This window comes from Diaphorobacter aerolatus, from assembly GCF_014489535.1.
In the GTDB taxonomy this organism is placed as follows: domain Bacteria; phylum Pseudomonadota; class Gammaproteobacteria; order Burkholderiales; family Burkholderiaceae_C; genus Diaphorobacter_A; species Diaphorobacter_A aerolatus.
In genome coordinates, this window is sequence record NZ_CP060783.1 from 4,625,252 (window position 1) to 4,650,647 (window position 25,396).

A 25,396-nucleotide genomic window follows, 5' to 3' on the forward strand; every position below is an offset into this window, starting at 1 on the left:
AATCATCCTGCCACTGGCAGGGTGACAACGGCGTCCAGTCCCACGATCTGCCCGGTTGCATCCCTGCGATTGATCAGGGCGATGTGTCCATCGAGCGCATGCGCGATCTGCTGGCAGATGGCAAGGCCGAGGCCGGAGCCGTTGCGCACGTCGCCAGCGGAGAATGGCTGGAACAGGCGGCTCGCCAGCGCGTCGCCGATGCCGGGACCGCTGTCGGAGACCGTGAGCTGCGCTTCATTGCCGATGACCTGCAGGCTCACGTTGAGCGTTGCGTGTTCGGGCGTGTGTCGAATCGCGTTGTGCAGCAGGTTGCGGCACAGTTCGCGCAGCATCCATTCATGTGCCTGCACGGGCGCGGCGGCGGTGAGAATGCCAAAGTCCAGATCCCGCTGCGCGATCAGCGTGGACACGTCGAGCGCGACATCGCGCAGCACCACGTCCCAGCGCACCGCGCCGGGCTGGCTTTGCTGGCGCAATTGCTCGACCTTGGCGAGCGCGAGCATCTGGTTTGCAAGCTCGGTGGCGCGATCAACCGTGCCGCCGATTTCTTCGAGCGCCTGACGATGCGGCAGATCGTCGCGCAACGCGGACTGCACCTGCACCTTGAGCACGGCCAGCGGCGTGCGAAGCTGGTGCGATGCATCGCGCACGAAACGCTGCTGGTGTTCGAGCAGGTGCGACAGGCGCTGCATCACGTCGTTGGTGGCATCGACGAGCGGTTGCAGTTCGCGTGGCGCGGCGGCTGCGTCTATGGGCGAGAGATCGTCCTCGCTGCGCTCCTGGATGCTCTCGCTGAGTTGGCGCACCGGCCGCGTTGCGCGCTGCACGACCAGAACCGCAATGAGCGCGATCACGCAGATCAGCAGGAACTGTCGAGCCATCGTGTCCCAAAGAATCTGCAGCGCTGCGGCCTCGCGCAGCTCCAGTGTTTCGGCGACCTGGATCACGGCCATGCCCCGGCCCCTGGCACTCGCGACGGGCTGCAGCAGCACCGCCACGCGCACCGGTTGGTCACGAAATGTGGTGTCGTAGAAATCGACGAGCGCCGCATACGGCGGCCGCGCCGGGATCGTTCCGTGCCACACGGGCAGTTCGGCAAATCCGGACACCAGCTCGCCCTGCATGTTGGAAACGCGGTAGAACATGCGGCTCTGGTTGTCTGCCTCGAAGGCTTCAAGCGCCGAGTAGGGCACCGTCGCACGCAGTTCGGCCAGATCGTCGTAGCCGGTCACATCGAGTTCCTCGCTGATGATCTTGGCCGATGCGAGCAGCGTGCGGTCATACGCCGTATTCAGCGCGATCAGCGCCTTGCGGTGCAGGCTCCAGGTGTTGAAGACGATCACGAGCAGCGTCGGCACGAGGATGCCGACCAGCAACTGGCGCCTGAGCGACCACGACCGCCACGACGTCCTGGCCCGGCGACGCAGCTTCACTGGTCGGCCTTGAGCAGGTAGCCGAGCCCGCGCAGCGTCATCAGCGACACGCCGGTGTCCGCGAGCTTCTTGCGAAGGCGATAGACCACGACCTCGATGGCTTCGTACTGCACGTCGGGCTGGCCGGGGAAGACCGCCTCGTAGAGCCGCTCCTTGCTTAGCGCGCGGCCCGGATGCTGAAGCAGCGCGCGCAGCAGCGCCTGCTCGCGCGGAGTCACCTCCATCGGCTCCTCGTTCAGATAGAAGACACCGCTGTCCTTGTCGTAACGCAACGCGCCCAGCGTGATCTGCGCGGGCGAGGCGGGTTGGCCGTCGTGCAGATCGACGCTGCGCCGCACGAGGGCGCGTATGCGCGCCTCGAGTTCGTCGAGATCGAAGGGCTTGGGTAGGTAGTCGTCGGCACCGGCGTTGAGACCGCGCACGCGGTCGCCCACCGTGCCCCGCGCCGTGAGCACCAGCACGGGGGTGCGCAGCCCGCGCGTGCGGGCCTGTCGCAACACGTCGAGCCCATCGAGGCCGGGAAGCGTGAGATCGAGCACCACGGCATCGTGCGCGCGGGCACTCATCTCCGCAAGCGCGACCAGCCCGTCCGATACGGCGGTCACCTGAAAGCCGCGCCGCGCCAGCGAGCGTTGCAGCGTCGTGCGCATCGTGGTGTCGTCTTCAACCAAAAGCAATTGCATGAGGGAGCATTAGCAGTTCACCAGCCCGAGCTGGTTGCGTTATCCGTGTAATCCCTGACGTTGAGGACAGCGATTTGACAGGTTTATTTTGCATGATGTCAGGGTTCTATATTTCACATAACAGGAGTGAGACAAATGCGTCGAGACACCTTTCTGAAATCCATGGTTGCTCTGGCAGCCGTTGGCAGCCTGCCGCTCAGCGCACACGCTGCGGTCGCGATGAAAATGATGCTTCCGGCCAACCCCGGCGGCGGTTGGGACACCACGGGCCGTGCCCTGGGCAAGGCGTTGCAGGACGCGGGCGTGGCCTCCTCTGTCACCTACGACAACAAGGGCGGCGCAGCAGGCGCCATCGGCCTTGCGCAGTTCGTGAACGGCTCCAAGGGCGACGCGAACGCGCTGATGGTGATGGGCGCCGTGATGCTCGGCGGCATCATCACCGGCAAGCCGCCCGTGAACCTGAGCCAGGCAACGCCGATTGCGCGCCTGACCAGCGAATACAACGTGTTCGTGCTGCCGACCAACTCGCAGTTCAAGACCATGGCCGACGTGGTCGCGCAGCTCAAGAAGGACCCTGGCAGCGTGAAATGGGGCGGTGGTTCGCGTGGCTCCACCGAGCACATCGCCGCCGCGATGATTGCGCGCGCGGTGGGCGTCGATCCCGCCAAGATCAACTACGTGGCCTTCCGTGGAGGTGGCGAGGCCACGGCCGCGATTCTCGGCGGCAACGTGACTGTGGGCGGCAGCGGCTACAGCGAGTTCGCTGAATACATCACCGCAGGAAAGATGAAACCCATCGGCGTGACCTCGGGTCAGCGCCTGGCCGGACTCGACATTCCCACGCTCAAGGAGCAGGGCATTGACGTCGAGATCGGCAACTGGCGCGGCGTCTACGGCGCACCCGGCATCACGGCCGACCAGCGCAAGGCACTCGTCGCGGCGGTCGAGAAGGCCGTCAAGAGCAAGGCCTGGGCCGAAGCCATGGAGAAGAACGGCTGGACGCCCGCATGGCTGGCGGGCGACGCGTTCGGCAGTTTCGTCGATCAGGAGTTCGCAAGCCTTCGCGACACGATGGTCAAGTCGGGCATGGTCTGACGCCTGAAATCCCGGCAAGGAGCGCCGCCGGCAACCTCGTTGCCGCGCTCGCCCTTGTCATTCATTCCTGACCGGAAGCACCCGTCGCCTCGCGCGACCGGTGCGGGCCGATGGTCCCGTTGGAGGGCGTTACGCGTGTGATGCCGAATTCAACATCCACATAGCGAGGCAAGACACCATGGCAGATGCCGTACCCCCACCGTCAGCGGCAAATCCGCTCGACGAGCTATCCATTCCCTCACCCAAGTGGCAGGCCGCAGTCGGCGTGGGTGTCCTGGTTGTCGCCGGCATCATGGCCGTTGGCGCGCTGCAGATTCCCGGTGATGCCGGTTACGGCGGCGTCGGCCCCAACTTTCTGCCATGGCTGTGCGCCATCGTGCTTGCGCTGTGCGGCGCGCTGCTGATCTGGGAAGCGATGTCGGGTGGTTATCGCCACGCGGCCGATCCGGGCGGCTCGAAGCACGCGAAGCTCGTGCCCTTTGCCTGGGTGACCGCAGGACTGCTGCTCAACGCCGTGCTCATCACGCATATCGGCTTCATCCTGAGCTGCACCATGTGCTACACGCTTGCGGTTCAGGGCCTGCGTCGCGGTGAAGGCCAGACCCATCTGCTGGCCCCCGCCAATCTTGCCAAGGACGTCATCACGGGTCTGCTGATTTCGGCTCCCGTGTTCTGGCTGTTCACTCAATTCCTGGCCATCGCCCTGCCTGGTCTGACCGATACGGGGTGGCTGTAATGGATATCCTGAATGCCTTGATGCAGGGCTTTGCCACTGCGATCACGCCCGTCAATCTGCTGTGGGCCCTTGTGGGCTGCGCACTCGGGACCGCCGTGGGCGTGCTTCCCGGCATCGGCCCCGCCGTCGCGGTTGCGATGCTGCTGCCGATCACCTCCAAGGTCGACGTGACGGCCTCGATGATCTTCTTTGCCGGCATCTACTACGGCGCGATGTACGGTGGATCGACCACCTCGATCCTGCTCAACACGCCGGGAGAAACCGCCAGCATGGTGACGGCGATGGAGGGCAACAAGATGGCCAAGAGCGGGCGCGCAGGCGCGGCGCTTGCGACCTCGGCCATCGGTTCGTTCTTCGCGGGCACGTTCGCGACGGTAGTGGTCACGCTGTTCGCGCCGACGGTCGCTAATTTCGCCGTGAAGCTCGGCCCGCCGGAATACTTTATGCTCATGGTGCTGGCGTTCACCACGGTGAGCGCCGTTCTGGGCCAGAGCAGCCTGCGCGGCATGACGTCGCTGGTGCTGGGATTGGCACTCGGCTGCATCGGCATGGACCAGATTTCCGGTGCCGCGCGCTACACGGGCGGAAAGATGGAGCTGCTGGACGGCATCGACATCGTGCTGGTCGCCGTGGGCCTTTTTGCCGTCGCCGAGGTGCTCTACAACGCCTTGTACGAAGGCAAGGTGGACGAGTCGCAAAACAAGCTCAGCAAGGTCTACATGACCAAGCGCGAGTGGAAGCGCTCGATTCCGGCGTGGATTCGCGGGACGCTGATCGGCACGCCGTTCGGCTGCATTCCTGCGGGCGGCACCGAGATTCCGACCTTCCTCTCCTACGCCACCGAGAAGAAGCTCGCCAAGGGTGAAGACCGCGCCGAGTTCGGCACCACCGGCGCGATCGAAGGCGTTGCCGGTCCCGAGGCTGCCAACAATGCAACGGTGACCGCCGCGCTGATTCCGCTGCTCACGCTCGGCATTCCCACGAGCAACACCACGGCGGTGCTGCTCGGTGCATTCCAGAACTACGGCATCAACCCGGGACCACAACTGTTCACCAGTTCGGCCGCTTTGGTGTGGGCACTGATCGCGTCGCTCTACATCGGCAACGTGATGCTGCTGGTGCTCAATCTGCCGATGGTGGGCATGTGGGTCAAGCTGCTCAAGATTCCGCGTCCACAGCTCTACGCGGGCATTCTGATCTTCGCGACCGTCGGTGCCTACGGCATGCGCCAGAGCACGTTCGATCTGTTCCTGCTCTACTTCATCGGCCTGCTGGGCGTGCTGATGCGCCGCTTTGATTTCCCGACCGCGCCCGTGGTGGTCGGCATGATCCTCGGCCCGCTGGCCGAGGCGCAGATGCGCAACGCCGTCTCCATCGGCGAAGGCAGCTGGATGATCTTCCTGCAGCGCCCGATGTCGCTGGCCTTGCTGGTGATCGTGCTGATGATTCTGATCATTCCACGCGCCCTGCGCTTCATGAGCGGGCGCAGGAAGACGGAGTTCGTCGAGGCTCCCTGAGTCGAATTGAGCATAAAAAAAGGGCCGCATTTCCAGCAAGGAATGCGGCCCTTTCGATTGATGGGTTTGAATTATATTGTTTCAAAAGCATCTTAAAATTACGAAATTGAAAATGTGATGACAATTCAATTCAACCGGATGTTGTTGCGCTCTGACAGGTGTTTGCGCTTTAATCAGAAGGCGTTGATACACGACAGATGCCGCATATGGCGAATCCCGGGGCTTCATAAAAGTGAACCTACACTTTCGTCATGCCCCAACGAAAGAACTGGCCGCAGTCGCGCCGCAATCAATATGTCGCTGATCTCGGCAAGTATTCCACTGGCCGCGAGCTGTTGCAAAACCCAACGCAGGAGCCATCCATGGATGCAGAAGTGATCGATGATGACAGTGTTTACGAAAACGCTGCGGAACTGTTTCGCGCCATGGCAGCGCCCATGCGGTTGCGCATCATCAGCGCGCTGTGCAACGGTGAAAAGAACGTGTCGGAGCTGCTGTCGTCCATCGACACCACGCAGCCCAACATGTCGCAGCACCTGAATACGCTTTATCAGGCAGGCATTCTTGGTCGCCGTCGCGAAGGCGTGAGCATCTACTACTACATCACCAATGAAAAGGTGGTTCAGATGTGCCGCAGCGTGTGCCTGCAAATGGCGATTGACGATTGAGGCCGCACGCAAGCGAACCTCTGCACGAATCGCGAATCGGAATTTCAGCAAAAAGGGCAGCCAAACCGGCTGCCCTTTTTGCGTTGAGCGGTGCGCGCAGGCAAGCGCTCACGGCTTCAAATAAACAAAGCCTTCCTTGGCCTGAAGACGCGCCACTTCGGCCACGCCCGATGGAATGACCTTGGTTTCCATCAGCAACTTGGACGGATCGATGCTGCGCGATTGAAGCGTGTTGTTGCACACGCGGAATTCCACGCCCTTCGATGCCAGCGCGCTCACCTGACCGCTGAACTCACGGCCTTTGCTGTCCTTGGCATCGCTCAGGAGGAAGTCGATGCCGGGGCCATGCGTCACCACGACGATCTTGTCTTTTGGTGCGGCATTCAAGTGATTGGTGATGTTGCCGAGTATTCCGGCAGCGGTCTCGACCCCGGTGCTCACGTGGTAGACCACCTTCACATCCTGCGCAAACGACAGGCTCGCCATCAGTGTCAGAAACAAGGCAAGAAAAATGCGCTTCAACATATTGGGCTCCTTTTTTGCATGGTGGCATTGGTAGTATTTCCAGCCCCAAAATATTGCTGGTGACTTATATTAGCACCGACAACCATGTGTGAACGGGTGATTGGCGCTCATCAAAAATACTACAGGAGATATGGCAAATGCGAGTTCAGGGTCTGCGTTGGGCGGTCGGCGCTGTCTTGTTGGCGGGTCTGCAGCTTTCGGCCAGCGCGCACGGCGAGCACGGTGCAGCTATGCAGCCCGCGCCCGAGGCCGCAACGGCGAAGATGGAAGTGAAGAAGGTGGCTTCCGACGTCTACTACGTGCAGGGCGTGTCGGCACTCGGTTCACCGGCCAACCAGAACTTCATCTCCAACGCAGGCTTTGTCGTGACCGGCGACAGCGTGGTCGTGATCGATGCACTGGGTTCTCCCGCGCTCGCTGAGGAGCTGGTGCAAAAGATCAGGCAGATCACGCCCAAGCCAATCAGCACCGTGATCCTCACGCACTATCACGCGGATCACATCTATGGTTTGCAGGTGTTCAAGGCGCTTGGCGCAAAGATCATTGCCAACGGTCTGGCGAAGGAATACATCAATTCCGACACCGCGCGTCTGCGGCTGGAGGCCTCGCGTACCGAGCTGGCGCCGTGGATCAACGCGGACACGAAGATGGTGCAGGCCGATCAATGGATCGCGCAGGATTCCGTGCCCCTGACCATCGGCGGGACGCAGTTCGTGCTGCAGCACATGGGCCCGGCGCACACGCCCGAGGACACGGCGATCTTCCTGCCCCGGACCGGCGTGCTGTTCATCGGTGACGTGGTGTTCCGCAACCGCATACCGTACGTGGGACAGGCCGACAGCCGCCACTGGATTTCGGCGCTCGACGCCTTGCTCAAGCTGCCCGTCAAGCTCATGGTGCCGGGGCATGGTCCGGCATCGGACGATCCGAAAAAGGACATGCAACTGACGCGCGACTATCTGCAATTCCTGCGCGAATCCATGGCCAAGGCAGCGCAGAATCTCGACCCGTTTGACGATGCCTACAAAAGCACGGACTGGTCACGCTTCGAGGGCTATCCGCTGTTCAAGGAGGCCAATCGCATGAACGCCTACAACACCTATCTGCTCATGGAGCAGGAAAAGCCATGAGGCGCTGGAACCGGCGCTCCATGCTGATGACGGCGTGGGTCGCGGCCACCGGCACGCCGTGGTGGATGTCGCATGCGGCGGCCGCCGAACCCGATGCGTCCGAACGTCTGTTGCCGACGACGAGCGATCTGCAAGCCAGTCTCGCGAATGCGCTGGCCCGTGGCGAGCCGCTGATCGTACTCGCCACCTTGCGCGGATGCCCGTTCTGCAAGGTGGCGCGAGAGAACTATCTGGTCTCCGAGTTGCAGGCGGGACGCGCGGTGACGCAGATTCATTTTCTGTCGCGCGATCCGGTGAAGGACCTGCAAGGCAGGGCGACGACGCAGGGACAGCTCGTCAAATCGCTGGGCATCGAGGCAGCACCCACGCTGCTTTTTCTGGGCGCGAATGCGGCCGAAGTCGCCCCGCGCCTGGTCGGTGGCTCGACCTCCGATTTCTATGCGGCCTACCTCGATGAACGGATCGCGAAGGCGAGGGCGGCGGTTCGCGGTTGACCGCCGCCCCTGCGCGCGTGGCGATCCAAAAATAGCTTGATTCAGTCGCTATTCTTTATTGGAATAACGCGGGAAAACCCCGCGAATCTTGATCTTCATCAGGAAGGATAATTTCTTACATAAAGATATGCTTATATATAGATAAAGGACAAGCGATGAAGCCATTTTCCAGGTCCCTGTTTGCCGCCCTCTGCGCCATGGGTGGTCTGATTTTTGCGGCACCGAGCTTCGCGAATCTGGCGCTTGCGCAGAAGAACGCCTGCATGGCCTGCCATTCGGTGGACAAGAAACTGGTGGGTCCGGCATATCTCGAAGTCGCGAAGAAATATGAAGGACAGGCCGATGCCCAGGCCGCGCTCGCCAAGAGCATCAAGGCGGGCGGTTCGGGCAAATGGGGTCCGGTGCCGATGCCCGCGCAGGCCGCGCTCAGCGACGCAGATGCCAGCACGCTGGCCGGCTGGATTCTGGGCGGCGCCAAGTAATTTCACGTGGACCACGGGTTCCCTTCGTGATGGACTTGTGAATGCCTGAGGAAAACTCAATGAATAGCAATCAGATGGCAGGCGGGGTGCGAAAGGCACCGGAAAACTTCGTTCGAGGCGGCGACGTCGGCACGGTGTTTGCCGAAGCCAGGGCCGGTCGCCGCACCTTCATCCGCAATGCCTTCGCGGCAGCGGCTGCGGGCGCGGCAGCAGGCACGGCCATCGCACAGAATGCTCGGAACGTCGGTGAGGGCGACCCGAACATTCTCGAGTTACCCGCGCATTCCAAGGGTCTCGGTCAGCCGGTTGCGGTCGAGGGGTATGGCAAGCCCTCCAAATATGAGGCCAATGTCCAGCGTCGCCAGAGCCCGGGGCTCACTCAGACCCGGCAGGCTTCGGTATCGTTCGCACCGCTGCAATCGCTGTTCGGCATCGTCACGCCCAGCGGTCTGCATTTCGAGCGCCATCATCAGGGCTGGTGGGACATCGATCCGTCCAGGCATCGCCTGATGATCAACGGCATGGTGAAGACCAACAAGGTCTTCACGATGGATGAGCTGATGCGGTTGCCGAGCGTCTCGCGCTTTCATTTCATCGAGTGTGGAGCCAATACCGGGATGGAGTGGGGCAACGTGGCCGTGCCGACGGTGCAGTACACCCACGGCATGATTTCATGCAGCGAGTTCACCGGCGTTCCGCTGATCACCTTGCTCGAAATGGCCGGCGCCGATCTCAAGAAGGCCAGGTTCATCCTGGCCGAGGGCGCGGATGGCTCGTCGATGACGCGCACGATTCCGGTCGAGCTGATCACCTCGGGCGAAGTCCTCGTGGCCTATGGTCAGAACGGCGAGATGCTGCGGCCCGAGCAGGGCTATCCGCTGCGTCTGGTGGTGCCGGGCGTGCAAGGCGTGAGCTGGGTGAAGTATCTGCGGCGCATCGAGGTTGGTGACCAGCCCTACGCGACCAAGGATGAGGCGGTGCATTACATCGATCTGATGCCCGACGGCCAGCATCGCCAATACACCAGCATCCAGGAATGCAAGAGCGTGGTGACCACGCCCTCGGGCGGGCAGATGCTGCTCGACAAAGGTTTCTACAACATCACCGGGCTCGCATGGTCGGGGCGCGGCAAGGTCAAGCGCGTGGATGTGAGTGTGGACGGCGGGCGCAACTGGCGCACCGCGCGCCTGGAAGGGCCGGTGCTCAGCAAGTGCCTCACGCGTTTCAACATCGACTGGGTGTGGGATGGCAAGCCCGCGCTGATCCAGAGTCGCGCGATGGACGATACCGGCTACGTGCAGCCCACCTACCAGCAAAACCGTGCCGTGCGCGGTACCCGGTCGATCTATCACAACAACTCGATTCAGTCCTGGGCGCTGCGTGAGGACGGGGAGGTGGTCAATGTCCAGCTCGCGTAAAGCCATGATGAAGACCGCTGCACTGCTGCTGTCGGGTGTGTGTGCATCTGCCGCGTCTGCGCAGGGCACCGCCGACAGGTTTCCCGGCGTGGGACGCAACGCGACATCCAAGGAAGTCGCCGCCTGGGACATCGACGTCCGACCGGATTTCAAGGGCCTGCCCAAGGGGTCGGGCTCCGTGGAAAAGGGGCAGGAGGTCTGGGAGGCCAAATGTGCGTCCTGCCACGGCGTGTTCGGTGAATCGAACGAGGTGTTCTCGCCGCTGATCGGCGGCACCACCAAGGACGACATCAAGACCGGCAACGTCGCGCGGCTCAAGGACGCGTCGTTTCCGGGTCGCACCACGTTCATGAAGGTGCCGACGATCTCGACGGTGTGGGACTACATCAACCGCGCCATGCCATGGAATGCGCCCAAGTCGCTGTCGCATGACGAGGTGTATGCGGTCACCGCGTACATGCTGAATCTCGCGGACATCGTGCCGCCGGACTTCACGCTGTCGGACAAAAACATTGCCGAGGTGCAGGCGAAGATGCCCAATCGCAATGGCATGACCACCCATCATGCGATGTGGCCCGGAACCGATTTCGTCAAGAATGCCAGGCCCGACACCAAGGCCGTTGCCTGCATGAAGGATTGCGGCCCCGAGCCGCAGGTGCGCTCCAGGCTGCCCGATCACGCGAGCAACAACCATGGCAATCTGGTCGATCAGAATCGTCCCGTGGGCGCGCAGCGTGGCATGAAAACGGACGGCAAGCCAGCCGCTGTGCCTGCTGCCACGGCGGCCTCGGCAGCCACCGCAAAACCCCATGCAGCCGCCGTGCCGACCGCGATTCTTGAGAAGAACGGCTGCGTTGCCTGCCACGGCATGGAGCAGAAAATCGTCGGCCCGGGCTTCCGCGAAATCGCCAGCAAGCACGCGGGCCAGACGGACTATCTGCTCGGCAAGATCAAGAACGGCGGCACGGGCGTATGGGGCAATATCCCGATGCCGCCGCAGCCTGGTTTAAGTGATGATGAAGCCAAGTCCCTCGCGAACTGGCTTGCCGGTTCCGGCAAATGATCGCGCCATGCCTGTGTGCACGCCGCCATCCCAAGAGTTTCCAATACGAATTGCAAGGAGAGAAAACATGATTTCACGTAGACAAGCAGTGAAGAATTCGGCCGCCGTCACGGGCATGCTGCTCGCGGCCGGGTTGCTGCCGCATGCAGCCTTCGCGTTCAACAAGGCCGCGTTCGATGCCAAGACCGTGGCCGAGGTGATGAAGGCGATGGGCGGTGGTGCTCCGACCGAGAGCAAGGACGTGACGCTCACGGCGCCCGACATCGCCGAAAACGGCGCCGTGGTGCCGCTTGGCGCCGCGACCACGTTGCCGAACGTGAAGCACATCCTGCTGCTGGTCGAGAAAAATCCCAACACCCTGGTGGCCTCGTTCGACGTGAGCGATGCCGTCGAGCCCAACTTCCTCACGCGCGCCAAGCTCGGCCAGACCTCCGACGTCTACGCCGTGGCCATCACCAACGATGGCAAGGCGCTGTTTGCGAAGAAGGAAGTCAAGGTCACCCTGGGCGGCTGCGGCGGCTGATCGGCCCGGCAAGCTCACCCCACAAGCGATTTATCTGAATACCCAAGGAGAAGAACATGCCTGATCCGATGCGCATTCGCGCTCAAGCTGCTGGCGACAAAGTCACCGTTCGCGTTCTGATGTCTCATGAAATGGAAACCGGTCAGCGCAAGGACGCCAACGGCCAGGTGATCCCGGCCTGGTTCATCCAGGACGTGACCGCATCGCTCAACGGCAAGCCGGTATTCCGTGCGGAATGGGGGCCTGCGGTGTCGAAGAATCCGTTCCTGCAATTCAACCTCAAGGGCGCGAAAGTGGGCGACAAGCTGTCCGTGACCTGGAAGGACAACAAGGGTGAAACCCGCACCGACGAAGCCGCAGTGAGCTAAGTGTCGTTTCCCTGAAGGCGCGAGCGGGCGCGCCTTCGGCTCCCTGACGCCGCCCACAGACGGGCCAGGGGGTCACCCGGCGTCGAGATTTACCACGATAACAATGGAGACACCCATGAGACGTTCAACGAAAGGCCTGGTGCCGTTTGCTGCTGTCGCGACGATGTCGCTGCTCGGCGCCCTCCAGCCCGCAGCCGCACAAAAGAGCACGGCGGACGGCATCGCGGAATACCGCGAGATGCTGCAGGACGGCAATCCGGCCGAGCTGTTCGAGATGAAGGGTGAAGAACTCTGGAAGCAAAAGCGCGGCCCCAGCAACGCTTCAATGGAACGCTGCGATCTGGGCAAGGGCCCGGGCGTGGTCAAGGGTGCGTTCGTCGAATTGCCGCGCTACTTTGCGGACACGGGCAAGGTTCAGGATCTTGAATCGCGCCTGCTGACCTGCATGCAAACCCTGCAGGGTCTCGATGCGAGGAAGATCGCCGACACGCCGTTCGGCAAGGACGAGCAGAAGAACATGGAAGGGCTTGTGGCCTGGATTGCTGCCGAATCCAAGGGCATGAAGTTCAATCTTTCGCAAGCCCATCCCAAGGAAAAGCAGATGTATGAAGTGGGCAAGCGCATCTTCTTCATGCGCGGCGGTCCCCATGATTTTGCATGCGCGACCTGCCACGCGGCGGACGACAAGCGCATTCGCCTTCAGGATCTGCCCAATCTCACGAAGAACGCAGGCGCTGCCGCCGGATTCGGCGCGTGGCCCGCGTATCGCGTGTCTTCGGGCGAGCTGTGGAGCATGCAGCGCCGTTTGAACGACTGCTTTCGCCAGCAGCGCTTTCCGTATCCCGGATATGCGAGCGACGTCACCGTGGCGCTCGGCGTTTTTCTCGGTGTCAACGGCAAGGGCGGCGAAGCCACGGCCCCGTCCATCAAGCGATAAGAGGAGGACTGCCAAATGAAGAATCGTCGCAATCACTGGCTGCCCGTTCTGGGTGTGGCCTCGTCGTTGATCGTTCTGGGTTGTGCGTCGGTGGACAGCAGCGCCGACGTGGACAAGCTCACCGAGCAAATCGTTGCCGCGTCGTTTCGCGATCAGGGCATCGCCAAGGTGGATCGCCTGAAACAGGACGAATCGAACGCGGCGTGCAGCGCGGCCGACGTGGCTGGAAAGCCCGTCGATGCCAAGCTCGGCGCCAGGATCGAAGCGGACAATCTCAAGAGCGTGCAATGGCCGACGGGCGGTAAATTCATCGGCGACTGGAAGGCCGGTGAGAAGCTCGCGCAGAATGGTCGCGGCATGACGTGGACCGACAAACTCGGCGATGCCAACGGCGGCAACTGCTACAACTGCCACCAGATCACCAAGGAGGAAATCTCCTTCGGCACGCTGGGCCCGAGCCTCTACAACTACGGCAAGATCCGCGGCATCACCGATCCGGACAGCCCGCAGTCGAAGGCCATCATCGAATACACCTGGGGCAAGATCTGGAATGCCAAGGCCTACAACGCATGCTCCGGCATGCCGCGCTTCGGACATGAAAAAATCCTCACGGAGGGCCAGATACGCGATCTGGTTGCGCTGCTGGTCGATCCCGGATCACCGGTGAACAAGTAGGCGCTTGTGCCGCACGATCCGTGTACCGCAGCCGCACAGGCTGCGCGAAGATACAAGACAAGCGAAGAAAAGAAATGAGCCTATCCAAACGTGAATTCATGCAGGTGCTGGCGGCAGCGGGCGTTGCCGGCATGGGCTTGCAGCGTTATGCCCATGCGGATGAGAAGTCTGCGGACAAGGCGCTGTACGACGTTCCGAAATTCGGCAACGTATCGTTCCTGCACATGACCGATTGCCACGCGCAGTTGAAGCCGATTTACTTTCGTGAGCCGAACGTGAACATCGGCATCGGCGCGATGAAGAACCAGCGCCCGCATCTGGTCGGCGAGCATCTGCTCAAGAGCGCGGGCGTGCGGCCCGGCACGTCTGCCGCCCACGCATTCAGTTATCTCGATTTCGAAAGCGCCGCCAAGCGCTATGGCAAGGTGGGCGGCTTTGCGCATCTGGCCACGCTGGTCAAGCGCATGAAGGCCTCGCGGCCCGGCTCGCTGTTGCTCGATGGCGGCGATACCTGGCAGGGTTCGGCCACATCGCTGTGGACCAACGCGCAGGACATGGTCGACGCCTGCAAGCTGCTCGGAGTGGACGTGATGACCGGCCATTGGGAATTCACCTACGGCATGGAGCGCGTGCAGGAAATCATCAAGAAGGACTTTGAAGGCAAGGTCGATTTCGTCGCGCAGAACGTCAAGACCGCCGACTTTGGCGATCCGGTTTTCAAACCTTATGTGATCCGGGAAATGAATGGCGTGAAATGCGCCATCATCGGGCAGGCGTTTCCGTACACGCCGATTGCGAATCCGCGCTACATGGTCTCGGACTGGAGCTTCGGCATTCAGGACGAGAACCTGCAGGCCATGGTGGACGAGGCGCGCGGCAAGGGTGCGAAGGTCGTGGTCGTGCTCTCGCACAACGGCATGGACGTGGACCTGAAGATGGCCTCGCGCGTGCGCGGCGTGGATGCGATTCTGGGTGGCCACACGCACGACGGAATGCCCGTGCCGACCCTGGTCGAGAACGCGGGAGGCAAGACCATCGTGACGAATGCGGGCTCCAACGGCAAGTTCCTTGGCGTGCTCGATTTCGACGTGAAGGACGGAAAGGTCGCGGACTTCAAGTACCGCCTGCTGCCCATCTTCTCCCGCATATTGCCGGCCGATGCTGAAATGCAGGCGCTCATCACCAAGGTGCGCGCGCCCTACGAGGCCAGGCTCGCCGAAGTGCTGGCGAAGACCGACGGTACGCTGTATCGCCGTGGCAATTTCAACGGCACGGGCGACCAGTTGCTGCTCGACGCGATGATGGCTGTGCAGGATTGCCCGATGGCGTTCTCGCCGGGATTCCGCTGGGGGACCACGCTGCTGCCGGGTCAGGAAATCACGCGTGAATGGCTCATGGACATGACGGCCACGACGTATTCGTATGCCACGGTGACCGAGATGACCGGCGCGACGATCAAGACCGTGCTCGAGGATGTCTGCGACAACCTGTTCAATCCCGATCCCTACTACCAGCAGGGCGGCGACATGGTGCGTGTGGGCGGCCTGCAATACCGCTGCGACCCGACGGGCAAGGCAGGAAGCCGGATCACCGAGATGCGCCTCAAAGGCGAGCTGCTCGATGCCGACAAGAAATACAAGGTCGCCGGTTGGGCACCCGTTGCCGAAGAGGCCAGGTCCGCGGGAACAAGCAGATCTGGGAAGTGGTCGAGCCCTGGCTCAAAGACCAGAAGGTGATCGCTCCGCGCAGGCTCAACGAACCCGAACTGCTCAACGTGAAGCCCAACGAGGGCATTGCGTAGGGCGGTGGCAGGTGTAGCCACGCGTAGGGGAATAAGGCATCTACCATTGCACGGATCTGCCTGAACCGCTCCAATACCGCGAATGAGTCTCTCCGAGTTCGATTCCCTGATCGCCACCATTCTGGTGGCGGTTTTTTTATTGGCCGCCGTTCTGGGCGCGGTCATGCGCGAGACGCGCTTTTGCACCATGGGCGCGATCAGCGACGTGGTCTATGTGGGCGACTGGATGCGCTTGCGCCAATGGCTGCTGGCGATCGGCGTGGCGATGTGCGGTTTTGCGCTGCTCGCACGCGCCCACTGGGTGAATCCGGCCGAGACGATCTACACGATGCAGCGCGTGCTCTGGCTTTCCTCCATCGTTGGCGGGCTGATGTTCGGCGTGGGCATGGTCCTCGCATCGGGCTGCGGCGCGCGCAACCTTACCCGCGTGGGCGGCGGCAGTCTCAAGTCGCTGGTGGTGCTGATCGTGATGTCGGTGGCGGCATTTGCGACGCTCAAGGGCATCACGTCGGTGCCGCGTGCGCGCTGGCTCGAGAGCGTCTACGTGGCAATGCCTCACATCACGCTGCTGCCCGAATGGCTTGCGGCCCAAGGTCTTGCGTCCGTTGACAGCCTGCGGCTGGTTGTGGGTCTGGGTCTTGGCGTGATTCTGATCGCGTGGGGCATCGGTGGGCCGCGCAGCGCACGTGATCGCCGCCTTTTGATCGGCGGGCTGCTGGTGGGTCTCTGCGTTGTGGCGGCATGGGCGTTGAGCGGTCATTTTGGCGAGGTGCAGGAGCATCCCGAGACGCTCGAACACATGTACGCCACCACCTATACGGGCCGCATCGAGGCGTTCAGTTTCGTCGCGCCCGTGGCCCATGTGCTTGATTGGCTGCTGTTCTTCAGTGATCGCGCGAAAGTGCTGACCTGGGGCGCGGTGGCGGTGTTCGGCATGGTGTTCGGTGCGCTGGTGCAATCGCTCGTTCGCCGCGAGTTCCGCTGGCAGGGTTTTGCGGACACCGCCGATCTGGCGCGTCACCTCGTCGGCGCGGTGCTCATGGGAGTGGGCGGCGTGGTGGCCATGGGTTGCACCGTCGGCCAGGGCTTGAGCGCGATCTCGATGCTGCAGATCGGCAGCTTCATCTCGGTCGCGTCCATCGTGCTGGGTGCGGTGATCGCGCTGCGCGTGCAGCAATGGCAACTCGAGCGCTCCTGAGTACCTGCGCGGGGCGCGTTTACGCTATGCGGGTTTTCGTTTAGGTGTCATTCCGTATGCGGGTTTTCTTTGAGTGAACTCGCGCTTTTTGTTTTCGACAATGATCTGCCGGTGACTCCACCGGCCTTCGCAACGTTGGGCACGCCCGATCACTCGCGCGTGACAGAACAAGTCGGGACACACCATGCACGTGAGAACAACGAGACAATCCCTTGCCAGCTTCCGCTGGAGCTTCACCGCGCTGGCATGCGCCACGCTCGCGGCCTGTGGAAGCTCGGATCGAGCCCACAACGATCTGCCCGGCGGCGTCAAGGAGCTCAGCACGGTCCAATATCCGGCCACGGCGGTCAGCTCGGGCAGCACGGCCGCGCAGCAGGACCTGCTGACCGGCGGCATCGGCAAGACCGGTCTCGGGGGTGCGGCGCCAGCGTATGCCGACCCGGCCCATCCCACGGTTGCCGAATTGCGCCGCAACGCGCTGTTCTCGAACTATCGCGGCATTCTCGATCCGCTGCCCGGCGGCGGCTACGGGACGCTCTACGGTCCCAACGTGACGGCGGCGGGCGCGGTCACGCAAAACGAGGGCCTGATTCCCGGTACCGAATACATGGCCGTGCTCGATGACGGAACGGGCCGCAAACAGACCGTGATCGCGGTGCAGGTGCCCAACAGTTTTGATGTGAAAAATCCGTGCATCGTGCTCGGCCCCTCGTCGGGATCGCGCGGGGTCTACGGCGCCATCGGCACGGCGGGCGAGTGGGGACTCAAAAAAGGCTGCGCCGTGGCGTTGACCGACGCCGGCAAGGGCGTGGGCCTGCACAACCTGGCCGACGATACCGTCAACAAGATCGACGGCTCGCGCGCGACCCGGACGGCGGCTGGTAGCCTGAGTTTCTTTGCGGCCAATCTGAGCGATGCGGCTCGCACCGCCTACAACGCGGCGTTCCCCAACCGCATCGCCATCAAGCACGCGCAGTCGCAGCAGAACCCGGAAAAGGACTGGGGCAACGACACGCTCGCCTCGGCCCGCTACGCGCTCTATGTGCTGAACGCCAGGTATGGCAAGCCTGAAGATCCAGTGCCGTTCAACAAGAGCAACACGCTGATCATCGGCGGCTCGGCGTCCAACGGCGGCGCTGCCGTGCTGCGTGCGGCGGAGCAGGATGGCGACGATCTGATCGACGGCGTGGTGGCGTCCGAGCCCATGGTCGAGATGCCGACCACCGCTGGCTACGGCGTGCAGTTCGGCGATGCCGCGGTCAGCAGCTACGGCAGAACGCTGGCCGACTACACGACCTACGGCAACATCTTCCAGCCCTGCGCGGCGCTTGCACCCGAAGCCACCATCAGCGAGACATCGATCTTCAACTACATCACGCTCACGGCCATGACGGCGCGAGCCACGGCGCGTTGCGACGGCCTTGCGGTCAAGGGGCTGGTCAGCGGCGCAACCACGGCAGAACGTGCCACGGATGCGCTCAACAAGCTGCGCGCCTACGGCTGGACGCGCGATAACGACCAGATGCACAACGCGCACTACGCGCTCGGCAACGGGCCGATCCTCTCGGCGATGTACACCATGGCCTATGGCCGCTTCGGCGCCGACGCCAATCTGTGTCATGCGAGCTTCGGCGCAGCGAACGCGACCGGTGACGTCGTGGCGGCCGCGCCCGCCGCGCTGGCCCAGAGTTTCGCCACGGCCAACGGCACGTCGAACGGCACGCCCGCAACCGTGATCTACAACGACTCGGTCGGTGGTGCCAAGTCCTGGGCGCTGGCGGTGTCTCCATCGACCGGCGTGGCCGATCTGGGTCTGGACAACGCGCTGTGCCAGCACGCGTTGGTGGCCGGAGTCGATGCCGCGGGCAAGGCACTCACGGCGGAGAGCTATCCGACCAAGGCGCAGAGCGATGCGGTGCGCAACGGCATGGGCGAAGTCCGTCACAGTGCCAATCTCAAGGGCAAGCCCGCAATCATCGTGGCAGGACGCAGTGATGCGCTGATTCCCGTGAACCACAATGCCCGCGCCTATACCGCGCTGAACCAGACGCTGGAGGGCAGCAAGTCCCAGTTGCGCTACATCGAGGTAACGAACGCGCAGCACTTTGACGCGTTCCTGCTGTTCGCAGGCTTCGACTCGCGCTTCGTGCCGCTGCATCCGTACTTCAACCAGGCCATGGATTCGATGTGGAATCACCTGAAGAACAAGGCCGCATTGCCAGCCAGCCAGGTGGTGCGCACCACGCCGCGAGGCGGCGCAGCCGGTGCGGCGACCCCGATCACGGCGGCGAACGTTCCTGCATTCAGGAACACACCGGCCGCGACGGACCAGATCTCGTTCGCCGGGAACGCCGTCAAGGTGCCGCAATGATGCACTGACGCTCAGGCGTCGCGGTGCTGTGCAACCCATCCACCGGCCTGTGCATACGGGCCGGTTTTTCATTCAGGAAGGCGCTTTGAAAATGTCGGTTCAATCACGCTATGCGCATTGCGCGGGATACGAGGTGCACTACATGGACTGGGGCACTACGCTCGGCCCCGACGCACCGGTCGTCGTCGCCTGGCATGGACTGGCGCGTACCGGGCGGGACATGGATGCGCTCGCGCAGTTTCTCGTGGGCCAGGGCTTTCGCGTGATCTGCCCCGACACCATTGGCCGTGGGTTCAGCCAGTGGAGCAGGGACCCGAAGGCCGAATATTGCCTGCGCTTCTACGCGCGACTGGCGCGTGAGCTGTTCGACGTACTGGGCATTGCTCGCGCGCACTGGGTGGGCACGTCGATGGGGGGCGCAATCGGTACGGTCTGCGCTTCGGGTCTGTTCGAGCCCTCGATGCGCGGGCGTATCGCCTCACTCGTGCTCAACGACAATGCGCCGCAGCTCGCCGATGCGGCAATCGAACGCATCAAGTCCTACGCGGGCACGCTGCCGGTGTTCGACACCCTGGGGCAGCTCGAACAGTTTTTTCGCGCAGCTTATGCACCGTTCGGCTGGCTCAGCGATGCCGAGTGGCGCAAGCTCACCGAAACCAGCACGCGCAGGCTGTCCAATGGACGCGTGACGCCGCACTACGATCCGGCCATCACCCAGCAATTCACCGAACACCACGATGACTACCGGCTCTGGGCGCACTACGACGTGCTCGATCTGCCGGTGACCCTGCTGCGCGGCGTGGACTCCGATCTGGTGCTCGCGCCCACGGCGCGTGAGATGCAGACGCGCGGGCCGGGAGCCAGGGGTCTGCTCGAATGGGTGGAGGTGCCCGGCTGCGGCCACGCACCGGCGCTGAACGTACAGACTCACTTCGACGCCGTGCTGCGCTGCCTGCGGCGCGGCTGAGCGCTGCGGCGCCATCGATCAACCCTTGCCCGGCAAGGACACTGACACGCGGCTAGCATCGATTGACGGTCGCTCACGTGGCTGCGCCCGCAATAACTTCCCTCGAAAGCTCTCGTCATGACCTGGCTGGTCGACCTCATTCACGAATTCGGATTTGGAATCGTCTTCCTCAACGTGCTCATCGAGCAGTTGGGCGCGCCGATCCCGGCCTATCCGGTATTGGTGGTGACCGGTGCGCTCGAAGGTGCGAACCTGACGCGGCTGCTGGCGCTGGTCGCCATTGCCGTCGTGGCAGCGCTGATTGCCGACATCGTCTGGTATCGCGCCGGGCGCGCATATGGGCACGCGGTGCTCGGGCGGATCTGCCGCATTTCGTTGTCTCCCGATGCCTGCATTCGCCAGACCGAGTCGGTCTACGGGCGCTGGGGTCCGAAGTCGCTGCTGATCGCCAAGTTCGTGCCGGGTTTTGCCTCGATTGCCAGCGCGCTGGCCGGTACGGTGGGCACGCCGCTGTCCACCTTCGTGCTGTTCGACACGCTGGGCGCTCTGATCTGGGTGGGCTCGGCCGTGTTTCTGGGATCGCTTTTCAGCAGTACCGTGCAGGATCTGCTTGACGTGTTGACCGCGCTCGGCAAATGGGGGCTGCTGCTGGTCGCTGTCGCCTTCGTGTTCTTTCTCGCGCGCAAATGGTGGCGGCGCACGCGCACGCTGCGTTCGCTCAGAATGCCGCGCCTGTCGGTTCAGGAGCTGGCCGGCATGAACGCCCAGGGGGTGTTTCCGACCGTGATCGACGTGCGCGATGCCTCGCAATACCAGCGAGCACGCATCCCGCGTTCGCAATTGTGGAGAGACATCTCGCGCCAATCCGAACTCGCGCATGAGCCGCTGCTTCCGCACGAAAAGCACGCGCACGGCCTCGTCGTGTATTGCGACTGCCCGCACGAGATATCGGCTGCCCGCATCGCCAAACAATTGCAGCGTGCTGGTTTCACCAATGTGCGCCCGCTCGTGGGCGGCCTCGAAGCATGGCGGGCGGCAGGATTCGAGGTCGAAGCCGATGAGCTGAGCGAGACGCGCTCCGTTTCTCCGGGAACGCTCGGGCCGTTGATTCCCTGATCGGGCTTTTTCGCATGCGCGGATTGCTTGCGCAATGCAAACAGCCACCGCAAGGGTGGCTGTTGAATCATCCGCAAGCGCCGCGAAGGCGCTTGCGAGACAAAGGCGCTGATTACTTACTCGACCACGCGAGAAATCTTCGAGCCGTTGAGCGACACACCGGCTTCCAGGCCCACGTTGGTCAGCACATAGCTCACAACGGGTTCCTGTGCGGTGGTGGTGTCGATGGAGGAATTGGCACCCACGCGACCCACGGACACCTGGGCATCGGCACCAGCAGTCCAGCCGTTGCTTGCCTTGAACTTGGCCAGCGCTTCAGCCGTGTTGAACACATAGATCACAGCCTTGGATTGGCCACCGATCTGCCAGCCGATCGAAGCGCCGGTAGTGCTGTAGTAAGCCGTATTGCGGCCTTGTTCACGCAGCACGCCACGACCGTGCTCCACACCCACCACGAAGCTGCCGCCGACCACCGACGGGAAAATCAGCACGCCCTTGGCGTTGGCGATCATTTCCTTGGAGCCCGGAGCGGTGGAATACAGACGCTCCAGCGCTGCATTGGCGCGGGTGTTGATGGTGGTGCTGTCCATGCGAGGAGCAGCTGCGGTGTCGGTCTTGGTGGTGGTGCAGGCCACCATCGACATGCTGCCCACGGCAACTGCAGCAGCCATCACAACGGTACGCAGAGTAACTTTACGCATAACACGATCCTTCCATTATGTTGAGAGATGCGTCCGCCAGACGAGGCCGACGCATGTCCTTTTCTTTGGCTGGGCGTGGGCCGTATGCGCCTTGCGCCGGTCCATCCCATTGCCCGAATCAGGATGAAGCAATGCTATTGCGTGCCGAAGTGTTTGTACTGAGCAGCACAAAAGGATGCGCTCTCGGCCTACAAAAACGAACAATCCGTTCAATCCGTGAATGGTGGAAACGCCACAACCGCCGCCTGCCCCCGGAAATTGCCGCCTACTTGCCCGCGGGCATCGAGCAATGTCCGCCCTGCGCGGCCTGGCCCGAGCCAGCGGCGATCAGCGGAGCTTCATAGCGCAGATCGACCTTGGGCGAGGACCAGTAGTCCCAGGCCAGAAAGGCCACGAGCACGACCCAGAAGCCGGTGCGCAGCAGGTTTTGTTGTTGTTGCTGTGTCATGTTGGTCCTTGTTCCCGTGCCCGGTCACATGCCGAAGTGGCGGCGAATGCGCAGACCGAAGATCGTACCGGCGAAGGCCAGCGGCACCCAGATCCAGCCATGGATGCTGCCGGTGGAGATGCCCGAGAACATCGCGCCCACGTTGCAGCCAAATGCCAGCCGCGAGCTGTAGCCCAGAATCAGTCCGGCCACGAGAGCCACCAGCCACTGCCTGCCGCTGAGCGGCTTGGCCGATGCGGCCTTGCCCGCAGCGATCCACAGCGCGCCGCCCAGAATGCCGATGTTGGTGATGCTGGTGACGTCCAGCAACACGGTTTCGTGCAGGCGCGCGGCGTTGCCGGGCTGGCTCCAGAACCAGTTCTGCGACAGGTCGAGGGCGCCGGTGGCATTGGCGATCTTCGCGGCCCACAGCCCGAAGCCGTAGACCACGCCCCAGGGCTGGCCCGCGATGATCAGGTTGAGCGTGGCCAACACGGCCAGCAGCACCGCGCCCACCAGCCATTTGCGCACGAACAGCGGTTTGCCAGGGCGACCATGCCGCGCATTGGCATTGCGCGTGTAGAACGCCACGCCTGCCGCCACGAGAGCCAGCGCGGCGAGCGTTGCGAGCAACGCTTTCTGCCATCCCCATGCGGTCACCAGACCGACGGGCGGCATGGCACCGAGATCGAGCCACCAGCCGAGGCTCAGGCTGCCCAAGAAGCTGCCGATGGCGAACATCGGCAGAATCGCCGTGTTCATCGGAATGCCCATGCCGGCCTTGTACAGCGTGCCGCTGCCGCAGCCGTCGGCAATCTGCATGCACAGGCCAAAGACGAATGCGCCGACGAGCAGGCTGATGCTCGGCGGGCCGAGCGCAGCGGTCAGCTCGGGAAAATGGCCGAGCAGCGGCATGGCCATGGCGGCCGCCAGCGCCAGCAGCAGGATCTGGCCGAACACGCCGCTCGCGTCCTTTTCCTCGACCAGCATGCGCCAGCCAGTGGTGAAGCCAAAACGCTTGCCGGCCAGCACCGCGCCGAGCCCGAGCCCAATCACGAACAGTGCCGCCTGGCGCACGGACACCGTCCAGAGCAACCAGCCGAAGAACAGTACGAAGATGAGGGTCAGCGGCAGACGTCGCGCCGCTGGTGAAGACGATGAGGGTGACGTGGAGGCCAGACCGGAAGCCGTCGTCTGAGTGACCGTGCTCATATGCGTGAACCCTCGGTGATATTGCGTCGCCCGAATCGCGCGCTCATTTGTTGAATGTCCGCTTCCACCATTGCTGCGCGTCGTAGGCGAGCGACTCGGCCCGCGTGGGCTGGTTGACAACGCGCGGGGTCTCCTGCGACTGCGTCCAGTCGACCATCGAGCCCGCATAGAGACGCACATTGGGCAAGCGCGCCACCTCGGAGAGCCCGAACCAGTCGGTTGCCGCCCAGTGGCCGGTGTTGCAGAAGGCCACCGTGTCCTCGCCGTCCTTGCGTTTCAATTGCGCGGCGATCTCGCGCGCCTTGTCGGCATCGACGAAGCGCGACGTTCCAGGCACGAACCACTGGTTGAAATCGAGCGACTGCGCGCCGGGCAGGGTGCCTGAGACCTTGGCCGCGGGTGGCCGGGTCTTGCCCTTGTAGAACGCGTCGGGGCGCGAATCGACGAGCGCGGCGTTGCTCAGGTCGAGGTGCTTGCCCACGTCGTTGCGCGTGGCCAGCCACCGGGTGTCAAACGTGGGAGTGAAACTGCTCGGCGCGATCTTGGTGGCTGCGGCGGTGGTCTGCTGTCCCGCCGCCTGCCACGCCGCCATGCCGCCGTTGACGATGGAGAGTTCGGTCAGGCCGAGGCTCTTGAGCGTCCAGTACACGCGCGCCATCGCGCCGAAATCGGTGGCGTCCGCACCGCTCGAAACCACCACCGCGTGGACGTCAGGTGTGAGGCCGAGCGACTGCACCAGTTGCGTGAGCTTGTCCTGATCCGGCAATTCACCGGGGTTGGTCGCCGGCCCGCGCCATTTTCCGTAGGGCGCATTCACCGCACCCGCGACGTGCCCGAGCGCGAAGCTCTTGGGATCGCGGATGTCGATCACGCGAACCTCGGGTTTTTGCAGCAGCGGCTGCAGTTCCTGGGGCGTGAGCAGCGGCTGCGCAGCCAGCGCGGCATGGGCGGCGGTCAGTGCGACCGCAAAGGCAATCAGGGCTTTCATGGCGGCGGGAAAAGTGGGGGCTCGTTGGATTCTGCTCCGTACCGCGCGAGAAACCAACCATCAAGATGCACTACCCATATACCGTTGACTGTATAAGTGGGTGCTGATTTGCGCGCAGAAGGTGGGAGTGCGGCCCTCAGGCGGCCGGCGTGGGCGGAATCTGCAGACCGCGCTGAACTGCCTTGCGCGCGAGAAACAGATCGAGCGCCTTCGCAAGGTGTTTGAAATCCGAAAAGCCCACGATCTCACCCGATTCGTAGAACCCGATCAGGTTGCGCACCCACGGCAGGATGGCGATGTCGGCAATGCTGTAGTCCTCACCTGCAATCCACGGAGACCTGCCGTATTGCCCGTCCAGCACGCCGAGCAGACGCCGCGTCTCGGCGACGTAACGGTCGCGCGGGCGCTTGTCTTCGTAGTCCTTGCCCGCGAACTTGTTGAAGAAGCCGAGCTGGCCAAACATCGGCCCGACGCCGCCCATCTGGAACATCAGCCACTGAAGCGTATGGAATTTGCCCGCAGCATCCTGCGGCATGAGCTGGCCCGTCTTGCTCGCGAGATAGACCAGGATCGCGCCGGATTCAAACAGCGCAAACGGTTTTCCGTCGGGCCCGTCCGGGTCGATGATCGCCGGAATCTTGTTGTTCGGATTGAGCGACAGGAACTCGGGCGACATCTGATCCTGGGTGTCGAAGGCCACGCGATGCACCTCGTAGGGCAGGCCGGTTTCCTCAAGCATGATCGAGACCTTGACGCCGTTGGGCGTGGGCAGCGAATACAGTTGCAGGCGCTCGGGGTGGCGGGCGGGCCATTTGCGGGTGATCGGAAATGCGTCGAGGGCGGAAGTGGTCATGGTGCGAAGTGTCTC

25 protein-coding genes and 1 pseudogene are annotated in these 25,396 nt (G+C 63.0%); 18 read left to right on the forward strand and 8 right to left on the reverse strand.

Annotation, left to right across the window (positions count from 1 at the left end):
* Window positions 1–2: 2 nt before the first annotated feature.
* Window positions 3–1,433 (reverse strand): sensor histidine kinase, encoded by a 1,431-nt coding sequence (locus H9K75_RS21715; protein WP_226858362.1) that lies wholly within the window; start codon window positions 1,431–1,433, stop codon window positions 3–5.
* Window positions 1,430–2,116, reverse strand: a complete 687-nt coding sequence (locus tag H9K75_RS21720) for a response regulator (protein WP_187724101.1) — start codon at window positions 2,114–2,116, stop codon at window positions 1,430–1,432. The genes H9K75_RS21715 and H9K75_RS21720 overlap by 4 nt, the downstream gene beginning before the upstream one ends.
* A gap of 135 nt (window positions 2,117–2,251) precedes the next feature.
* On the opposite strand from H9K75_RS21720, the gene H9K75_RS21725 reads away from it, so the two are divergent.
* The 4 genes from H9K75_RS21725 to H9K75_RS21740 all read left to right on the forward strand — a co-directional run bounded on the left by H9K75_RS21725 (window position 2,252) and on the right by H9K75_RS21740 (window position 6,132).
* On the forward strand, window positions 2,252–3,211 hold the full coding sequence (locus tag H9K75_RS21725) for a Bug family tripartite tricarboxylate transporter substrate binding protein (protein ID WP_187724102.1): 960 nt from the start codon (window positions 2,252–2,254) through the stop codon (window positions 3,209–3,211).
* Window positions 3,212–3,389: 178 nt separating this feature from the next.
* Window positions 3,390–3,947 (forward strand): tripartite tricarboxylate transporter TctB family protein, encoded by a 558-nt coding sequence (locus tag H9K75_RS21730; RefSeq protein ID WP_187724103.1) that lies wholly within the window; start codon window positions 3,390–3,392, stop codon window positions 3,945–3,947.
* Window positions 3,947–5,464 (forward strand): tripartite tricarboxylate transporter permease, encoded by a 1,518-nt coding sequence (locus tag H9K75_RS21735; protein ID WP_187724104.1) that lies wholly within the window; start codon window positions 3,947–3,949, stop codon window positions 5,462–5,464. Before H9K75_RS21730 ends, H9K75_RS21735 begins: the two co-directional genes overlap by 1 nt.
* Before the next feature lie 362 nt (window positions 5,465–5,826).
* Entirely contained in the window at window positions 5,827–6,132 is a 306-nt protein-coding gene (locus tag H9K75_RS21740) for an ArsR/SmtB family transcription factor (RefSeq protein WP_187726145.1), read from the forward strand.
* Between the two features lie 108 nt (window positions 6,133–6,240).
* Here H9K75_RS21740 and H9K75_RS21745 read toward each other — a convergent pair whose 3' ends face one another.
* The gene (locus tag H9K75_RS21745) at window positions 6,241–6,618 is read right to left on the reverse strand and encodes a DsrE family protein (RefSeq protein ID WP_404826449.1); all 378 of its coding nucleotides are present in this window, start codon (window positions 6,616–6,618) and stop codon (window positions 6,241–6,243) included.
* Between the two features lie 176 nt (window positions 6,619–6,794).
* Between H9K75_RS21745 and H9K75_RS21750 the strand changes: the two genes are divergently transcribed.
* From H9K75_RS21750 to H9K75_RS21815, 14 genes and pseudogenes are all read left to right on the forward strand, one after another.
* Window positions 6,795–7,787, forward strand: coding sequence for an MBL fold metallo-hydrolase (locus H9K75_RS21750; RefSeq protein WP_226858363.1), 993 nt, complete (start codon window positions 6,795–6,797; stop codon window positions 7,785–7,787).
* A complete protein-coding gene (locus tag H9K75_RS21755) occupies window positions 7,784–8,281 on the forward strand; it encodes a thioredoxin family protein (protein ID WP_187724105.1) in 498 nt (165 codons plus the stop codon). The genes H9K75_RS21750 and H9K75_RS21755 overlap by 4 nt, the downstream gene beginning before the upstream one ends.
* 155 nt (window positions 8,282–8,436) lie before the next feature.
* Window positions 8,437–8,763, forward strand: coding sequence for a c-type cytochrome (locus H9K75_RS21760; RefSeq protein WP_404826375.1), 327 nt, complete (start codon window positions 8,437–8,439; stop codon window positions 8,761–8,763).
* A gap of 59 nt (window positions 8,764–8,822) precedes the next feature.
* Entirely contained in the window at window positions 8,823–10,181 is a 1,359-nt protein-coding gene (soxC, locus tag H9K75_RS21765; protein ID WP_187724106.1) for a sulfite dehydrogenase, read from the forward strand.
* Window positions 10,165–11,244, forward strand: a complete 1,080-nt coding sequence (locus tag H9K75_RS21770) for a c-type cytochrome (RefSeq protein WP_187724107.1) — start codon at window positions 10,165–10,167, stop codon at window positions 11,242–11,244. Before soxC ends, H9K75_RS21770 begins: the two co-directional genes overlap by 17 nt.
* Window positions 11,245–11,311: 67 nt before the next feature.
* Entirely contained in the window at window positions 11,312–11,767 is a 456-nt protein-coding gene (soxY, locus tag H9K75_RS21775) for a thiosulfate oxidation carrier protein SoxY (protein ID WP_187724108.1), read from the forward strand.
* A gap of 56 nt (window positions 11,768–11,823) precedes the next feature.
* The gene (gene soxZ, locus H9K75_RS21780; protein ID WP_187724109.1) at window positions 11,824–12,135 is read left to right on the forward strand and encodes a thiosulfate oxidation carrier complex protein SoxZ; all 312 of its coding nucleotides are present in this window, start codon (window positions 11,824–11,826) and stop codon (window positions 12,133–12,135) included.
* Window positions 12,136–12,250: 115 nt separating this feature from the next.
* Entirely contained in the window at window positions 12,251–13,072 is an 822-nt protein-coding gene (gene soxA, locus H9K75_RS21785; RefSeq protein ID WP_187724110.1) for a sulfur oxidation c-type cytochrome SoxA, read from the forward strand.
* A 15-nt stretch (window positions 13,073–13,087) separates the two neighbouring features.
* Window positions 13,088–13,747, forward strand: a complete 660-nt coding sequence (soxX, locus tag H9K75_RS21790) for a sulfur oxidation c-type cytochrome SoxX (protein WP_187724111.1) — start codon at window positions 13,088–13,090, stop codon at window positions 13,745–13,747.
* Window positions 13,748–13,821: 74 nt separating this feature from the next.
* Window positions 13,822–15,548, forward strand: a pseudogene (soxB, locus tag H9K75_RS21795) (thiosulfohydrolase SoxB).
* 82 nt (window positions 15,549–15,630) lie between these two features.
* Window positions 15,631–16,746 (forward strand): YeeE/YedE family protein, encoded by a 1,116-nt coding sequence (locus tag H9K75_RS21800; RefSeq protein WP_187724112.1) that lies wholly within the window; start codon window positions 15,631–15,633, stop codon window positions 16,744–16,746.
* A gap of 184 nt (window positions 16,747–16,930) precedes the next feature.
* On the forward strand, window positions 16,931–19,117 hold the full coding sequence (locus H9K75_RS21805) for a 3-hydroxybutyrate oligomer hydrolase family protein (protein WP_187724113.1): 2,187 nt from the start codon (window positions 16,931–16,933) through the stop codon (window positions 19,115–19,117).
* Between the two features lie 91 nt (window positions 19,118–19,208).
* Window positions 19,209–20,084: an alpha/beta fold hydrolase gene (locus H9K75_RS21810; protein ID WP_187724114.1), complete on the forward strand. Its 876-nt coding sequence runs from the start codon at window positions 19,209–19,211 to the stop codon at window positions 20,082–20,084.
* A gap of 117 nt (window positions 20,085–20,201) precedes the next feature.
* Window positions 20,202–21,200: a VTT domain-containing protein gene (locus tag H9K75_RS21815; protein WP_187724115.1), complete on the forward strand. Its 999-nt coding sequence runs from the start codon at window positions 20,202–20,204 to the stop codon at window positions 21,198–21,200.
* A gap of 116 nt (window positions 21,201–21,316) precedes the next feature.
* Here the strand turns inward: H9K75_RS21815 and H9K75_RS21820 are convergent, their stop codons facing one another.
* From H9K75_RS21820 to H9K75_RS21840, 5 genes are all read right to left on the reverse strand, one after another.
* Window positions 21,317–21,901, reverse strand: a complete 585-nt coding sequence (locus H9K75_RS21820; protein ID WP_187724116.1) for a BPSL1445 family SYLF domain-containing lipoprotein — start codon at window positions 21,899–21,901, stop codon at window positions 21,317–21,319.
* Between the two features lie 265 nt (window positions 21,902–22,166).
* Complete coding sequence (locus tag H9K75_RS21825; RefSeq protein ID WP_187724117.1) at window positions 22,167–22,349, reverse strand: hypothetical protein; 183 nt, start codon at window positions 22,347–22,349, stop codon at window positions 22,167–22,169.
* A gap of 24 nt (window positions 22,350–22,373) precedes the next feature.
* A complete protein-coding gene (locus H9K75_RS21830; protein ID WP_226858777.1) occupies window positions 22,374–23,447 on the reverse strand; it encodes a YeeE/YedE thiosulfate transporter family protein in 1,074 nt (357 codons plus the stop codon).
* Window positions 23,448–23,583: 136 nt separating this feature from the next.
* A complete protein-coding gene (locus tag H9K75_RS21835; protein ID WP_187724119.1) occupies window positions 23,584–24,528 on the reverse strand; it encodes a sulfurtransferase in 945 nt (314 codons plus the stop codon).
* Window positions 24,529–24,664: 136 nt separating this feature from the next.
* Window positions 24,665–25,381: a glutathione S-transferase N-terminal domain-containing protein gene (locus tag H9K75_RS21840; RefSeq protein WP_187724120.1), complete on the reverse strand. Its 717-nt coding sequence runs from the start codon at window positions 25,379–25,381 to the stop codon at window positions 24,665–24,667.
* Between the last annotated feature and the right edge of the window lie 15 nt (window positions 25,382–25,396).